At 70.1% G+C, this 15,783-nt stretch carries 10 protein-coding genes; 6 read left to right on the top strand and 4 right to left on the bottom strand.

From position 1 onward, the window contains the following. The first annotated feature begins 80 nt into the window (after positions 1-80). Positions 81-2,840 carry a preprotein translocase subunit SecA gene (gene secA / locus KF737_RS12165; RefSeq protein ID WP_296454808.1) on the top strand — a complete coding sequence of 920 codons (2,760 nt, stop codon included), beginning with the start codon at positions 81-83 and terminating at the stop codon, positions 2,838-2,840. A 215-nt stretch (positions 2,841-3,055) separates the two neighbouring features. Next, complete coding sequence (locus KF737_RS12160; protein WP_296454807.1) at positions 3,056-3,664, top strand: 2-hydroxychromene-2-carboxylate isomerase; 609 nt, start codon at positions 3,056-3,058, stop codon at positions 3,662-3,664. 166 nt (positions 3,665-3,830) lie between these two features. Here KF737_RS12160 and KF737_RS12155 read toward each other — a convergent pair whose 3' ends face one another. From KF737_RS12155 to KF737_RS12145, 3 genes are all read right to left on the bottom strand, one after another. Then, positions 3,831-5,441 (bottom strand): GMC family oxidoreductase, encoded by a 1,611-nt coding sequence (locus KF737_RS12155; protein ID WP_296454805.1) that lies wholly within the window; start codon positions 5,439-5,441, stop codon positions 3,831-3,833. A 5-nt stretch (positions 5,442-5,446) separates the two neighbouring features. Further along, on the bottom strand, positions 5,447-7,327 hold the full coding sequence (locus KF737_RS12150; RefSeq protein WP_296454803.1) for an alkyl sulfatase dimerization domain-containing protein: 1,881 nt from the start codon (positions 7,325-7,327) through the stop codon (positions 5,447-5,449). Positions 7,328-7,422: 95 nt separating this feature from the next. After that, positions 7,423-8,814 (bottom strand): carotenoid oxygenase family protein, encoded by a 1,392-nt coding sequence (locus tag KF737_RS12145; RefSeq protein ID WP_296454801.1) that lies wholly within the window; start codon positions 8,812-8,814, stop codon positions 7,423-7,425. A gap of 95 nt (positions 8,815-8,909) precedes the next feature. Here KF737_RS12145 and KF737_RS12140 point away from each other — a divergent pair, with 95 nt between their 5' ends. Continuing rightward, positions 8,910-9,509 carry a TetR/AcrR family transcriptional regulator gene (locus KF737_RS12140; protein ID WP_296454799.1) on the top strand — a complete coding sequence of 200 codons (600 nt, stop codon included), beginning with the start codon at positions 8,910-8,912 and terminating at the stop codon, positions 9,507-9,509. A 94-nt stretch (positions 9,510-9,603) separates the two neighbouring features. Beyond that, the gene (locus KF737_RS12135; RefSeq protein WP_296454797.1) at positions 9,604-10,755 is read left to right on the top strand and encodes an epoxide hydrolase family protein; all 1,152 of its coding nucleotides are present in this window, start codon (positions 9,604-9,606) and stop codon (positions 10,753-10,755) included. 4 nt (positions 10,756-10,759) lie between these two features. On the opposite strand, the gene KF737_RS12130 is transcribed toward KF737_RS12135, so the two are convergent. After that, positions 10,760-11,227 carry a YbjN domain-containing protein gene (locus KF737_RS12130; RefSeq protein ID WP_296454795.1) on the bottom strand — a complete coding sequence of 156 codons (468 nt, stop codon included), beginning with the start codon at positions 11,225-11,227 and terminating at the stop codon, positions 10,760-10,762. A 77-nt stretch (positions 11,228-11,304) separates the two neighbouring features. Between KF737_RS12130 and KF737_RS12125 the strand changes: the two genes are divergently transcribed. Continuing rightward, positions 11,305-12,312, top strand: coding sequence for a beta-eliminating lyase-related protein (locus tag KF737_RS12125; RefSeq protein ID WP_296454792.1), 1,008 nt, complete (start codon positions 11,305-11,307; stop codon positions 12,310-12,312). Between the two features lie 309 nt (positions 12,313-12,621). Then, positions 12,622-15,585, top strand: a complete 2,964-nt coding sequence (locus KF737_RS12120) for a TonB-dependent siderophore receptor (protein WP_296454790.1) — start codon at positions 12,622-12,624, stop codon at positions 15,583-15,585. The last annotated feature ends 198 nt before the right edge of the window (positions 15,586-15,783 follow it).

Here is a 15,783-nt window from a genome sequence, read left to right as displayed (position 1 = left end):
CCTTAAGTCAGCCACGCCCCGAAAGTGCGCACTTTTTGAAGGCGGGCGAAGGGCCCATCGCCGCCTCACGGACACTCCCTTTGAGCATCTTCCAACGGTTCTTCGGCTCCTCCAACGACCGCAAGGTCAAGAACTTCCAGGCGCGCGCGGTGAAGATCGGCGCGCTCGAGCCGCAGATGCAGGCGCTCTCGGACGAGCAACTGCGCGCCAAGACCGCCGAGTTCCGCGACCGCCTCGCCAAGGGCGAGACCCTGGACCAGTTGCTGGAAGAGGCCTTCGCCGTCGTGCGCGAGGCCGCCAAGCGCGTCCTGGGCCAGCGGCACTACGACGTCCAGCTCGTGGGCGGCATGATCCTGCACCAGGGCGGCATCGCCGAGATGCGGACGGGCGAAGGCAAGACCCTGGTCGCCACCGGCCCCGTGTACCTGAACGCGCTCGCCGGCAAGGGCGTCCACGTCATCACCGTCAACGACTACCTCGCCCAGCGCGACTCGGAGTGGATGGGGCAGGTCTACCGCTTCCTGGGGCTCACCGTCGGCGTGATCGTCCACGGCCTCAGCCAGGGCCAGCGGCAGGAGGCCTACCGCAGCGACATCACCTACGGCACGAACAACGAGTTCGGCTTCGACTACCTGCGCGACAACCTGGTCTACGACGCCGGCGAGATGGTCCAGCGCGGCCACAACTTCGCGATCGTCGACGAAGTGGACTCGATCCTGATCGACGAGGCGCGCACGCCGCTGATCATCTCGGGCCCGACCGACGACAAGTCCGAATTCTACCGGACCATCGACCTGCTGGTGAAGGACCTGATCGTCGACAAGGAGACCTACGAGTACGACGAGAAGCAGCGTCAGGTGATGCTGACCGAGCACGGCTCGGAAAAGGTCGAGGAGATGGTGGCCGCGGCCGGCCACCTGGCCGAGGATTCGGCCGGCCTCTACGACCCGGCGAACATCTCGGTCGTCCACCACATCAACCAGGCGCTGCGCGCCAACGTCATCTACGTGCGCGACAAGGACTACATCGTCCGCGCCGGCGAGGTGATCCTGATCGACGAGTTCACCGGCCGCATGATGCACGGCCGCCGCCTCTCGGAAGGCCTGCACCAGGCCATCGAGGCCAAGGAAGGCGCCGTCGTCCAGCCCGAGAACCAGACCCTGGCCTCGGTGACGATCCAGAACTACTTCCGCCTCTACGCCAAGCTCTCGGGCATGACCGGCACGGCCGCCACCGAGGCCCAGGAGTTCATCGACATCTACAAGATGGACGTCGCCGAGATCCCGACGAACCGGCCCGTGGCCCGGATCGACGACGACGACGAGGTCTACCGCACCGCCGCCGAGAAGAACCAGGCGATCATCCAGCAGATCGTCGAGTGCCACACCCGCGGCCAGCCGATCCTGGTGGGCACCGTCACCATCGAGAAGTCCGAGCAGCTCAGCGAGCTCCTGAAGGCGCACAGCTTCGAGAAGGACGGCAAGACCGTCCGCGGCATCCCGCACAACGTGCTGAACGCCCGCTTCCACGAGCAGGAAGCCGGCATCGTGGCCGACGCGGGCGTCCCCGGCGCGGTGACCATCGCCACCAACATGGCCGGCCGCGGCACCGACATCCAGCTCGGCGGCAACGTCGATATGCGGCTCGCCAAGTGGCGCGAGGACCAGCGCGACGCAGGCGTGGAGGTGACGCCAGAGCAGTCGCTGGCGCACAAGGCCGAGATCGAGGCCGACATCAAGGACCTGAAGCAGCAGGCGCTCGACGCCGGCGGCCTCTTCGTCCTGGGCACCGAGCGCCACGAGAGCCGCCGGATCGACAACCAGCTCCGCGGCCGGACGGGCCGCCAGGGCGACCCGGGCCACTCGAAGTTCTTCCTGTCGTGCGAGGACGACCTGCTGCGCATCTTCGCCGGCGAGCGCCTCGACACCATCATGCGGACCTTCGGCGTGCAGGAAGGCGAGGCCATCACCCACAAGTGGCTGAACAGCGCCATCGCCACCGCCCAGAAGCGCGTCGAGCAGCGCAACTACGAGATCCGCAAGAACCTGCTGAAGTACGACGACGTCATCAACGACCAGCGCAAGGCCGTCTTCGAGCAGCGCCAGGAGTTCATGGAAGCCGCCGACCTCCAGGAGATCATCGGCGAGTTCCGGGCCGACACGATCAACGACCTCGTCACCCGCCACCTGCCGCCCAAGGCCTATGCCGAGCAGTGGGATGTCGAAGGCCTCGACGCCCATGTGCAGTCGTTCCTGGGCCTGCAACTCCCGATCACCGAATGGGCCGCCGAGGAAGGCATCGCCAACGAGGAGATCGAGGCCCGTATCCAGAAGGCCGCCGACGCCCGCGCCGCCGAGCGCAACACCATGGTCGGCGACCACATGCGCAACATCGAGAAGAGCTTCCTGCTGCAGACCATCGACCTGCAGTGGCGCGAGCACCTGATGCACATCGACCACCTGCGCACGGTGATCGGCCTGCGCGGCTACGGCCAGCGCGACCCGCTGAACGAGTTCAAGACCGAGGCCTTCTCGCTGTTCGAGAAGCTCTTGGTGGACCTGCGCCAGAACGTGACCCGCTGGCTGATGACGGTGGAGTTCCAGTTCGAGGAGCCGCCGCCCCCGCCGAGCGCGCAGCCGACGTTCGAGGTGCATCTCGACCCGCTGACCGGCGAGAACGAGGCCGAGCGCGGCTACGTGCCCGACGGCGTCTCGGCCGAACAGCGCCAGGCGCTGCCCGTCTCGGCCCTGCCCGACGGCTGGGAAGACACGGGCCGCAACTCGCCCTGCCCCTGCGGCTCGGGCAAGAAGTTCAAGCACTGCCACGGCGCGCTGGTCTGACGGCGCTTCACCTCCCCCGTCGCGGCAGCGATGGCGGGAGGGGGACCGCCCGCCGAGGCCGCAGGCCGTAGAGCGGGTGGTGGAGGGGGCGAGCGGCCTCCCCTGAGTCCAAACCCGCCATCCGCCCGCCGCGCCTGAGGCTCGCCCCCTCCACCATTCGCTCTTCGGCGAACGGTCCCCCTCCCGCCGCTGCGCGGGGGAGGTAAGATGGCCGGATGGCGCACCTTGAATTCTTCTTCGACCTCTCGTCGCCGTGGACGCGGCTGGCGTTCCACAACGTGCGGCCGATCCTGGCCGAGACCGGCGCGACGGTGAGGTGGAGGCCGTTCCTGGTGGGCGGCGTCTTCAACGCGGTGAACCCGGCCGTCTACGCCGGGCGCGAGACCCCCGACTCGCCGCGCATGCGCCACACCTGGACCTGGCTCAGGGACTGGGCGCGCCTGGCCGGCGTGCCGATGAACTTCCCCTCGGCCCACCATCCCGTCCGCTCGGTCCACGCCATGCGCGTCTGCTGCGCGCTGGAGGACGACCAGGCCACGCTCGCCCGCTTCGCCGAGGCCGCCTTCCACGCCTACTTCGCCGAGCAGCGGAACCTCGACGACCCCGCCGTCCTGGTCGACGTCGCCGACGCCTGCGGCCTCGACGGCGCGGCGCTGGCCGCCCGCGCAGGCGACGACGACGTCAAGCAGCGCCTGCGCGACAACACCCAGGCCGTCATCGACCGCGGCGGCTTCGGCTCGCCCACCATGTTCGTGGACGGGACGCGCATCTACTTCGGCAACGACCAGCTCCCCCTGGTGCGGCAGGCGCTGGCGGGCGGCTGAGCGACTCCCCCTGAACGTCATGGCCGGCCTTGTGCCGGCCATCCATGAACTCTGCGCTCGGACAAGCTTGCGACGGCGCCGCGGCGGATCGTTTCCGTAGGCCGGCGTGTATGGGTAGCCGGCACAAGGCCGGCCATGACGTTCAGGGGGGAGCGGAGGATCGCGCCTAGCCTTGCCGATCCTCCAGCGCGAAGCGGGCGCCGCGGTCGGCGATCATGATGGTGGGGGTGTTGGTGTTGCCGGAGGTGATGGTCGGCATCACCGAGGCGTCGATGACGCGCAGGGCGTCGACGCCCATCACCCGCAGGCGCGCGTCCACCACCGCCTGAGGGTCGGACTCGAGGCCCATCTTCGCCGTCCCGACCGGGTGGAAGATGGTGGTGCCGATGTCGCCGGCCGCCTGCGCCAGCGAGGCCTCGTCGTCGCCGACCGCGGGGCCGGGCAGGTATTCGTCGGGACGGAAGGCCGCCAGGGCCGGCTGGGCCATCAGGCGGCGCGTCACCCGGATGGCGTCGGCCGCCACGCGGCGGTCTTCGGGCGTGGCGAGGTAGTTGGGCGCGATCCGCGGCGCGTCGGCCGGGTCGGCCGAGCGCAGGCGCACGGTCCCGCGCGAGGTCGGGCGCAGGTTGCAGGCCGCCACCGTCACCGCCGGGAAGCGGTGCAGCGGCTCGCCGAAGCGGTCCAGCGACAGCGGCTGCACGTGGAACTGGATGTTGGCCCGCTCATGCTCGGGCGACGAGCGCGTGAAGATGCCGAGCTGCGACGGCGCCATGGTCAGCGGCCCGGTGCGCAGCAGCGCGTACTCCAGCCCCATCAGGCCGCGGGTCAGGAGGTTGTGGTAGCGCGCGTTCAGGGTCGGCACGCCGCTGACCCTGTAGATCGCCCGCTGCTGCAGGTGGTCCTGCAGGTTGCGCCCCACGCCCGCCCGGTCGGCCACCACCGGCACGCCCAGTTCGCCCAGCCATTCGCCCGGGCCCACGCCCGAAAGCTGCAGGATCTGCGTCGAGCCGATCGAGCCCGCGCAGAGGATCACCTCGCCCCGCGCCTTCGCCTCCACCCGCTGGCCGCCGCGCCGGAACGCGACGCCCGTCGCGCGCCGCGCCTCGAACAGCACCCGCTCGACCGTGACGCCGGTCTCCAGGCGCAGGTTCGGCCGCGACAGCGCGGGCTTCAGGAACCCCGTCGCCGCCGACCAGCGCAGGCCGCGGCGCTGGTTCACGTGGAAGAGGCCGACGCCCTCGTTGTCGCCGGTGTTGAAGTCCGCGCTCGCCGGCACGCCCATCTCGACGGCGGCGCGGGCGACGGCGTCCAGCACCGCCCAGCGCACCCGGGGCCGCTCCACCCGCCACTCGCCGCCCGCGCCATGGTGCTCGGTCTCGCCCAGGAAGTGGTCGTCGAGCCGCCGGAACGCGGCCCTGACGTCGTCCCAGCCCCAGCCGGTCAGGCCCAGTTGCCGCCAGTGGTCGTAGTCGGCCGCCTGCCCGCGCATCGAGATCATGGCGTTGATGGCCGACGAGCCGCCGACCACCTTGCCGCGCGGATACTTCAGCGCCCGGCCGTTCAGCCCCGGCTCGGGCTCGGTCTCGTAGAGCCAGTCCGAGCGCGGGTTGCCGATGGCGAACAGGTAGCCCACGGGGATGTGGAACCAGATCCAGTCGTCCTTGCCGCCCGCCTCCAGCAGCAGCACGCGGTTGGCCGGGTCCGCCGACAGCCGGTTGGCGACGACGCAGCCCGCCGAGCCGGCCCCCACCACGATGTAGTCGTACTCGCCGTCCATCCCGTTCAGCGTGTCACGATGGGGAAGCCGGCGCGAGGCGGGCTGAGCCAGCCCAGGAGCCGGCCTAACGCGGCACTGTCGCCCTCGGTCGCCGTCGCGGAGAGGTCGGCGCCGGCCAGCGCGCCGGTCAGGAACTGCGGCCGCGGCAGGACGTAGGTCGCATCCGCCTTGCCGCCCTTCGGATCGGCCTCGTAGGTCAGCACGTCGTGCTTCACCGCCATCCGGAACCGCTCCTTGCGGTCGGGGAACACGAGGTCCACTGAAACCGCCGCGCCGTTCGACTTCGCCGGGTCGAGGCGCACCGAGAAGAGGTCCAGCAGCATCGGCGTCGGCGTGTTGCGCACCACCTCCAGCGCGCCGCCGCCGGCCCCGCCCGCGACCTTCGGCGGGCCGTTCCGAAGCTCCGACGCGCCGGTCAGGTACATGTTGCGCCAGATCGCGCTCTCAGCGGCGGCCCCCTGCCGCTCGTAGGCCTTCGCCAGCAACTCGCGGGCCGCCGTGTTCGCACCGTCCGCCATCACGATCCGGTTCAGGAGCTCGCCGGCCCAGCGGTCGTCGCCCTTGTCGTAGGCCGCCTGCGCGGCGGCGAGCACCCTGGCCGCCCCGCCCATCATCGCCACGTAGCGGGCCGACTCGTCCGCGGGCTCCAGCGGCGCCAGATGCACGGGGTTGGCGTCGTACCAGCCCATGTAGCGCTGATAGACCGCCCGCGAATTGAAGCTGAGCGTCCCGTAGTAGCCGCGGTTGTACCACTCGTCGTCCAGCGCCGGCGGCAGCTTGAGCCGGTTGGCGATCTCGGCGGGCAGCAGGCCGTCGTTCATCAGCCGCACCGACTGGTCGTGCAGGTACTTGTAGGCGTCGCGGTGCTTCTCCAGGTAGTCGCCGATCTCGGCGCGGCCGAACCGCGGCCAGGCATGGCTGGTCATCAGGGTGTCGGTGCGCTCGGCGTAGAGCGCGATCGACTCCGACAGGTAGTCGGCCCAGGCTTTCGCATCCCGCACCAGCGCGCCGCGCGGCGTCAGCACGTTGTGCTGGGTGGCGTTGGCGTTCTCGGCCAGGTCCAGCAGCTTCAGGTCCGGGAAGTAGAGGTTCATCTCGGCCGGCGCCTCGGTGGCCGGCGTCAACTGGAACTCGATCCTCACGCCGTCGACCGTGAGCGCCTGGCCGCTCCTGGCGATGTCCACCGTCGGCGGGACCAGGCTCTGGGTCCCGGGCGCCACCGCCGCGCCGATGCCGATGCTCACCTGCCCGTCCGGCCCCTTCGGCAGGGTGATGCCGAACTGGAAGTTGGCGCGGCGGCCCATGGCGGGGCCGGCGATCACGTTCTCGCTGACCGCGTGCTCCAGGAAGCCGGCCGGCGCGATCACCTGCACCTTGCCGGCGTCGACGTCGGCCTGGGCGACCATGCCGCGCGCGCCGCCGAAGTGGTCGGCGTGGCTGTGGGTGTAGATCAGCGCCACCACGGGCCGCGCGCCCAGCTTCTCGTTGGCGAGGTCCAGGGCGGCCCTGGCGGTCTCGGTCGCGGTCAGCGGGTCGATGACGATCCAGCCGGTCCGGCCGGCGATGAAGGTGGCGTTGGCGGCGTCGAAGCCGCGCACCTGCCACACGCCCTCGGCCACCTTGAACAGGCCGTGCTTCGCCAGCAGCCCGGACTGGCGCCACAGGCTCGGGTTCACGCCGGCCGGCGCCGGACCTTTCAGGAAGTCGTAGGCCGTCAGGTCCCAGACCACCCGCCCGTCGGCGGCCGTGATCTTCGGGTCCGCCCGCGTGCCGACGAACCCGCGCTCGGCGAAGGCGTAGTCCTGCCGGTCGTTGAAGTCGGGCGCCGCCCCGGCCTGCGCCGCCAGCGCCGCCGCGACCGCGGTCCCGATGATCAGCCTGCGCATGACGCCTCCCCACGTTCCGGCGGAGGCATTGGACGCCGCGGCGGCGCTTGGCAACCGCCGGCCGCCCCATCCCGGGGGAACCGGCGGCTACGACGCTAGAAGCTGGCCCAGTTGCCGTGGAAGCCGAACGGCACGCGGCGCGGCATCTCGGCGACCGCGATCGGCCCCTTGGCGATGTCGAGGGCCTCGAAGACCAGCATGTCCGAGCGGTCCTCGCCCGCGCGGTAGACCACCGCGGTCAGCCAGCCGTCGCCTTCCGGCGCATCGGCCGAGCGCGGCACGAACACCGGCTCCGACGGCATGTCGCCGCCGCCCAGCTCGTAGACCTGCCGCTTGCCCGTCGTGAGGTCGATGTGGGCGAGCGCGTCCATGCGGATGCTGGCGGCGCCCTTCGAGTCGGCGGCGTACCAGCCATGGCGGTGCTTCAGCGTCTCGACCCGCGGATCGACGCGCGGGAACTCGCCGTCCAGGTCGTCCAGCGGCTCTTCCTTGATGGCGTCGGAGCTTCCGGCCAGGTCGAACGTCCAGCGGACCAGCCGCGCCGCCGCCCGGTCGCCCGGCGAGCCGTCGGCCTTCGGGAACAGCGGCGCCACGTCGTAGCGCATGACGTCGCAACAGATCCTGTCGCCCTCCTCCCAACTGTTCAGCGGGTGGAAGACGTAGCAGGCCTCGGTGTTGAACCAGCGGATGGTCGAAACGTCGGCGTCGCGGCGCATCACGCCCACGTAGGCGCCCTTCTCCGGCTCCCAGGCGAAGCCCGGCAGGCCCTTCATCGCCCGCTCCAGGCTGCCGGTCAGCGGCAGGATCGGGAACAGCGCGTGGTTCGCCGTGACCATGAAGTCGTGGACCATCGAGGCGAACGGGGCCTGGAAGTCGTCGCGGCGGACGACCTTGCCGGCCGCGTCGGTGACGCCGTAGCTCATGCCGGCCGAGAGCGGCGCCTCGCCCACGCCGTAGCCGAACCACACCATCTCGCCGGTCGCCGGGTCGATCTTGGGGTGCGCCGTGGTGCGGCCGACGTAGGCGTCGTCGTAGCCGAGGGTCTCCAGCGTCCGGGCGTCCATCTGCGTGGGCTTGTGGCCCTCCTCCAGCGCCAGCAGCCTGCCGGCGTGCCAGAGGATGTTGGTGTTGGCGACGCCGCCGTCCTTGCCGAACACCGAGGGGTCGCCCGCCATCGGGTTGAAGCCGCCGAACAGCGCCTTGCCGGCCTCGTTCTCCAGGCGCCACTTGGGCGTGCGGACATAGCGGTTGCGGTAGCGGACCTTGCCGTCCTCGACGTAGAAGCCGTGGATCATCCCGTCGCCGGTGAACCAGTGGTAGCCCTCGGGATTGCGCGGCTCGAACTGCGGGTTGGGGCCGGTGCGGAAGAGCGCGCCGCGCAGTTCGCGGGGGATTTCGCCCTTCACCGCGAGGTCGAAGTCGTCCTCGGAGCGGACCGGCGCGAAATTGCCAGCCAGATACGGATTGATGCGAGCGTTCCCATCCATGGTCGACCTCCCTGCTGGGCCGAATTTCTTACGTTGTAAATTCTTGATCCAGGCGCTAGCGGTTGGCAAGCGCTTTCTTGCGAAAGACGAGTCGCATGCCCCGCGTACTGACCGAGACCGACGTCGCCGACTTCCGCGAGCGCCTGTGCGCCGCCGCCGAGCGCCTTTTCGCCGAGCAGGGGCCCGACGCGGTGACCATGCGCCAGCTCGCCGCCGAGCTGGGCGTCTCGCCGATGACGCCCTACCGCTACTTCCAGGACAAGGACGACATCCTGGCCGCCGTGCGCACCAGCGGCTTCAACCGCTTCGCCGAGGCGCTGGAGAAGGCCCGCGAGGGCGCCGCCAGCGTGCGCGGCAAGGGCGCCGCCGTCGGCGACGCCTACGTCGACTTCGCCTTCGAGAACCCGCACACCTACAAGCTGATGTTCGACCTGAACCAGCCGCTGGACGGGAACCATCCCGAGCTCATCGAGGCCGGCCGCCGCGCCCACGACACCATGAGCGCCTGGGTGAAGGACCTCGTCGCCGCCGGCGAGATGGCGGGCGACCCCGAGGAGATCGGGACCATGTTCTGGGCCGCCACCCACGGCGTCATCGTGCTGGAGATGGCCGGCAAGCTGCCGCCCGGCGCCGCGCGCAACCTGCACGACCGCATCGGCACGGCCCTCGGCAAGGGTCTGCGCCCCGGCGCTTGACGGTCGTAGCGGCAAGCGCGGCAGGTCGCAGGCGGAAGCACGTCCAGGCCCTCTCCCCGCAAGGGGGAGGGGAGCCGTCAACGGGGACTCCTGCATGGCCGAGATCAAACCCTTCGAAGTCGTCTGGACGGAGGCCGCGGTCGGCGAGGTGCTGGACCGGGTCCGCGCCTATCCCTGGCCGCCGGAACCGGCCGCGCCCGACGGCTGGAACTACGGCTGCGACGGGGCGTGGCTCAGGGGCCTCTGCGAACATTGGACCGGCGCCTACGACTGGCGCGCCGCCGTGGCCGACCTCAACCGCTTCCCGCAGCACACCGCCCGCGTCGAGGACTTCGACCTCCACTTCCTGCACGTGGTCGGCGAGGCGGGCGGCAGGCGGCCGCTGATCGTCACCCACGGCTGGCCCGGCTCGCACTACGAGTTCTGGGACTCCATCGAGAAGCTGGCCTTCCCCTCGCGCTTCGGCGGAAGCGCGGCCGACGCCTTCGACCTGGTGGTCCCGTCCCTGCCCGGCTTCGGCTTCTCGTCGAAGCCCACGCGGCCGATCGGCCAGCGCACCACCGCGCGGCTCTTCAACACGCTGATGACCGAGGTGCTGGGCTACAAGTCCTACCTCGCCCAGGGCGGCGACTGGGGGGCGATGGTCACGTCCTGGCTCGGCCGCGACCACGGCGCGTCGGCCCGCGCCATCCACCTCAACATGCTGGGCTTCCGCCCGCACGACGGCGTGCGGACCGACGAGGAGCGCGCCTGGGCCGCGCAGCAGGAGGCCGCCGGCGGCATGATGGGCGCGTACCTGCGCCTGCAGATGTCGAAGCCGCAGTCGGTCGCCTGGCTGGGCGCGGGCAACCCCGTGGGCCAGGCCGCCTGGATCTGCGAGCGGTTCCACGACTGGTCCGACCTGTCGAAGAAGACGATCGACGAGGCCTACGGCAAGGACAAGCTGCTCACCAACATCATGATCTACGTGATGACCGGCAGCTTCACGACCGGCGCCTGGTACTATCGCGGCCTGATCGAGGAAGGCGGCCTGGCCTTCGGCCCCGGCGAACGGCTGGAGACGCCCACCGCCTTCGCCAACTTCCCGGGCGAGCCGCTCTACGCCGCGCCGCCGCGCAGCTTCGCCGAGCGCGCCTACAACGTCGTGCGCTGGACCGACATGCCCCGCGGCGGCCACTTCGCGGCGATGGAGGAGCCCGACCTGTTCGTCGACGAGGTCCGCGCCTGGGCGCGGGACCACGGCTGAGCCGTCACCACTTCACGAAGGCGGTGACGTCGCCCATGAAGCCCACGAAGACGTCGAGATCGTCCTCCAGCGCCTCCCAGGTGCCGCCCGGGTCGACGTTGACGTCGAACTGGAAGACCGCGTCGCCCTTGCTGCTCACGTAGCCCTTCAGGTAGCGCTTCGTGGCGTTCCAGTCGTTCATCTGCTGGAGCGAGGGCGTGTCCTTGTTCTTCTCGAAGCTGACGGTGAACTGGACCGCGCGGCAGCGCCCCTTGTCGCAGTCGTAGAGATCGACGCTGAAGTTGAGCCCGTTGGTCTCGGCGTCGACATACGCCTCGCCGTCCTGCGTCTCGACCTTGGCCTTGTAGCCGTTGCTGCTCATCCAGGCGGCGATCTCCTTGGCCGTCAGCCCGCCGGCCGGCAGCGGCTTCGCCTCCGCCGCGCCCGCCGCCATGGCCAGGGCCGCACAGGCCGCCAGAATCGTCTTCAGCATCACGTCCCCCAACCCGACTCGTCGCCATCAGACCACCCGCCCTTGCGGCAGCACAAGCGGCGGGCCAAAAGCCGGCCATGGCCCGCTACGATTTCGCGTCCGACAACACCGCCCCCGCCACGCCGGAAGCGATGGACGCGATCGTCGCCGCCAACACCGGCTTCACGTCCGGCTATGGCGGCGACGCCGTCAGCGCCAGGGCCGCCGACCTCGTGCGCGCCCTGCTGGACGCCGACGCCGAGGTGCGGTTCGTGGCCTCGGGCACCGCGGCCAACGCCATAGCCCTCGCCGCCCTGTGCCGCCCGTTCGAGTCGGTGCTGGCGCACCGCCACGCCCACGTCTGCACCGACGAGACCGGCGCGCCGGGCTTCTTCGGCCACGGCCTGGGCCTCGCTGCGCTCCCCGGCGCGTCGGGCAAGATCGATCCCCAGAGCCTGGAGGCGCCCCTGGCCGCGCCCGACGTCTCCTACCGTCAGCCGGCCGCCGCGCTCTCGCTCACCAACGCCACCGAGTACGGCACGGTCTACACGGCCGCCGAGCTCGCGGCGCTGACGGGCCCGGTCAAGGCCAGGGGCTACGGCGTCCACCTCGACGGCGCCCGGCTCGCGAACGCGGCAGCGGCGGGCTTCGACCTCAAGGCCATCCAGGGCCTGGGCGTCGACATCCTGGTCGTCGGCGGCACGAAGGCCGGCATGCCGCCCACCGAAGCGGTGGTCATCTTCGACCGCGGCCTCGCCCGCCGGTTCGATGCGCGGCTGAAGCAGGCCGGCCAGTTGCCCTCCAAGGGACGGTTCTACGCCGCGCCCTTCATCGGCATGCTCGAAGACGGCGCGCTGGTCCGCCACGCGCGGCGCGCCAACGCCATGGCGCAACGCCTGGCCGCGCGGATGCCCTTCAAGGTGCTGCATCCCGTCGAGGCGAACGGCGTGTTCGTCGAGATGGACGACGCGCGCCTCGCCGCCCTCCACGCGAAGGGCTGGTTCGTCTACCGCTTCCTCGACGGCTCGGTGCGCTTCATGTGCTCCTGGGCCACGACCGAGGCGGCCGTGGACGAGATCGCCGAGGCCCTTGCCGCGGTCGTGTGACCGAAAAGTGTTACGGCTGTTGCGTTAAGCGTGGGGAAAGCTTTGCCCTCACGTCGCCAATGTGTGGCGCCAATGGCGCACATCCGGCGAAAACCGTAATCTTCCTGGACCGTTCGTCGCGATTATGGCGGCTTTTCGTTGCTCCCGTATCGGCTGCATGACAGCTTCCGCCCTCACCTCGCAGGTGTGAGCTTTCTGCTTCGTCGTCGCTCCGCGCCGACGGTCCGGAGGCTTTGCGCCTGGAGGATGCCATGGCGCCGGCCCCGGCCGGCGCGCCCTGAACACCTACCCCAGGCCGGGGACCGCAGAATGAAAGTCGAAATGAACACCATGCTTCGAAGCGCGCTGCTCGCGTCAGCCGCCTCGGCCAGCCTGCTCGCTGCGCCGACCTTCGCCCAAGCCCAGACCGCCGACGAAGGCGTGGACGTGGGCGAGATCGTCGTCACCGGTTCGCGTATCCGCCGCGACACCTTCTCGGCGCCGTCGCCGCTGTCGGTCGTCACCTCGGACGTGATCAAGCAATCCGGCCAGATCTCGGTCGGCGACCTGCTGCTGGAGCAGCCGGTGATCAACCCGGCGACCAACGGCCAGAACTCGTCGAGCACGCTGTTCCTCGCCGGCCAGGTCCGCGCCGACATCCGCGGCCTCGGCCCGACGCGCACCCTGGTGCTGATGGACGGCCGCCGCCTGCCGTTCTCCGACGCCTCGTCGCCGGCCGTCGACCTGAACACCATCCCGTCGCTGATGATCGACCGGATCGACACGATCCCGGGCGGCCAGTCGGCCGTGTACGGCTCGGAAGCCATCGCGGGCGTCGTGAACTTCATCATGAAGAAGGAGCAGGACGGCCTGGAGATCGACATCCAGGGCGGCATCTCCGAGCACGGGGACGGCGAGACCGGCCGCCTGGGCTTCATCTACGGCAAGAAGTTCATGGACGACAAGCTGTCGATCCTGGTCGGTGGCGAATACGCCAACGAAGACAAGATCATGCAGCGTGACCGGGACGAGATGAACCCCGGCATCCGTCGCGACACCACGGTCGCGCCGCAGTCGGTCATCCTGCAGAGCAAGGCCAACACCGCCCCGACCGCCACGTTCCAGCTTCTGGGCGGCGCGCTCGGCACGGCCCGCGCCGTGACCCTCGACTACCGCAACCCGTCGAGCGTCGTTCGCCTCTCGGCCGCCTGCTCGACCGCGACCGTGCAGCCGAGCTGCCAGGACGACGCGCTGTTCTACTCGGGCGTCGCCTACAACACGCTGCAGGCGAAGAGCAACAGGGCCGTCCTGCGCTCGGTGGTCGACTACAAGATCACCGACACCTGGCACGCGTTCCTGGAAGGCAACTACGTCAACGCCGGCGGCTACGGCATCTTCCAGCCGGCGTTCTCGAGCGCGGCGGGCGGCGGCACCATGCCCGTCGTCCTGCGCGGCGACAACGCCTACCTGAACGGCGCGGGCTCCACCGCCGCTGCGCTGCGCGCCGAGTGGCTCGCCGCCGGCAAGACCCTCACTCAGGCCCAGACCGCCCAGGTCGGCAAGTTCTGGGAGGAGTTCGGCGGCCGCGACGTGAAGACCGAGCGCGAGCAGTGGAGGCTCACGGGCGGCTTCGAAGGCAAGTTCCAGACCTTCGGCCGCGACGTGTTCGTCGACGGCTACGCCCAGTACGCCCGCCTCGACGGCACCACGATCTCCTACGGCGTGCCGAACATCCTGCGCGTCCAGCAGGCCACGGATGCGGTGCTGCTGAACGGCCAGGTCGTCTGCCGCGACGCCGCGGCCCGCGCCGCCGGCTGCGCCCCCTGGGACCTGGTGAACGGCGCCAGCCGCGAAGCCATCCTGTGGGCCAACGGCGTGGCGACCTCGGACCAGACCGTCAAGCAGACGACGGCGGCCCTGAACTTCGCCACCGACCTGTTCGACCTGCCGGCCGGCCCGGTCGGCGTGGCGTTCGGCGCGGAGTACCGCAAGGAAACCAGCCTGTTCGAGCAGGATCCGCTGTCGGCCTCCGGCGCGCTGTTCTTCAACGCCATCGGCACCCGCGGCGGCTCCTACAACGTGAAGGAAATCTACGGCGAGGTCCGGATCCCGATCCTGAAGGATCTGCCGTTCGCCGAAGAGCTGAGCGTGGAAGTGGCCGCCCGTGCGTCGGACTACTCGACGATCCACGGCACCGACCAGTACCGCCTGCACCTCGAGTGGGCGCCGGTGAAGGACCTGCGCTTCCGGGCGACCGAAAGCACCGCCGTCCGTGCGCCGAACATCGTCGAGCTGTTCGCCCCGCAAGGCCGGAACTTCACCACCGCCGCGATCGACCCCTGCGACGCCGCGTCGTTCCGCACGGCGACGGCGGCCCAGCAGGCCGCCCGCCGCGTCAACTGCGCCGCCGCGATCCCGGGCTACAACCCCGCCACGTTCACCTCGAACATCGGCACGGGCCGCCCGTCGCTCGCGCTGCTGCAAGGCGGCAACCCGAACCTCGGCGCCGAGACCGCCCACACCTACCAGTACGGCGTGGTCTTCAACCCGCGCTGGGTGCCGGGCCTGCAGATGTCGCTGGACTTCTTCAAGTACAACATCCGCGACGGCGTGGGCACGATCCCGATCAACACGCTGTTCTCGACGCTGTGCTACGACGACCTGACCCAGCCCTTCGCTTCGAACCCGTTCTGCGCGCAGATCCAGCGCGACCCGACGGGCACGAACGGCGGCGCCGTGGTCGGCGGCGTGATCCAGGCCATCCTGGTCAACCAGAACGTCGCCTCGACCAAGGTCGAAGGCTACGACTACTCGATCTCGTACGGCTTCCACACCGAGGACGTCTTCGGCCAGGACTTCGGCGACATCGGCCTGCGCCTGGACGCCACCTGGATGTACAAGTTCGTGCTGCAGGGTCTGCCGCTGCAGGCGTACACGCAGTTCGCGAACACCATCACGAACGCGACGCCCGAGTGGAAGGCCAACGGTACGGCGCGCTGGAGCTACGACAAGTTCTCGTTCACCTGGAGCACGATCTACTACGGCTCCATGATCGCGAGCCAGGCGCAGCAGGCCGGCGTGATCACCCCCTACAAGACGGGTGACTACTTCCGCCACGACATCCGCGCGACCTACGCGTACAACGACGACATCACCTTCCGGGCCGGTGTCATCAACCTGTTCGACCGCTACCCGCCGGCGCTGCCGGAAACCTTCACGGGTACGGGCACGGGTTCGTCGCAGTACGACAACCGCGGCCGTTACTTCTTCATCGGCGCGAACCTGAACTTCTAGGGCGCGCACGACCGCAGAGCGAGGAGCCGCCGGGGCGACCCGGCGGCTCTTTGCTTTTACGGCACCGGAAGGGTCCCCGAGAGGCCGCGAAGCGGCGCCTTCACCAAGTCAAGAAACCGCGGAATACGCGGAATGGCGCGGAAGAAGAGGGGGCCTGCGCTTTCCGCGTCCTTCCGCGTATTCCGCGGTTCAAAATGA

It is taken from the genome of Phenylobacterium sp. (assembly GCF_019636135.1).
In the GTDB taxonomy this organism is placed as follows: domain Bacteria; phylum Pseudomonadota; class Alphaproteobacteria; order Caulobacterales; family Caulobacteraceae; genus Phenylobacterium.
This window is presented reverse-complemented; position numbering and strand designations above follow the sequence as displayed.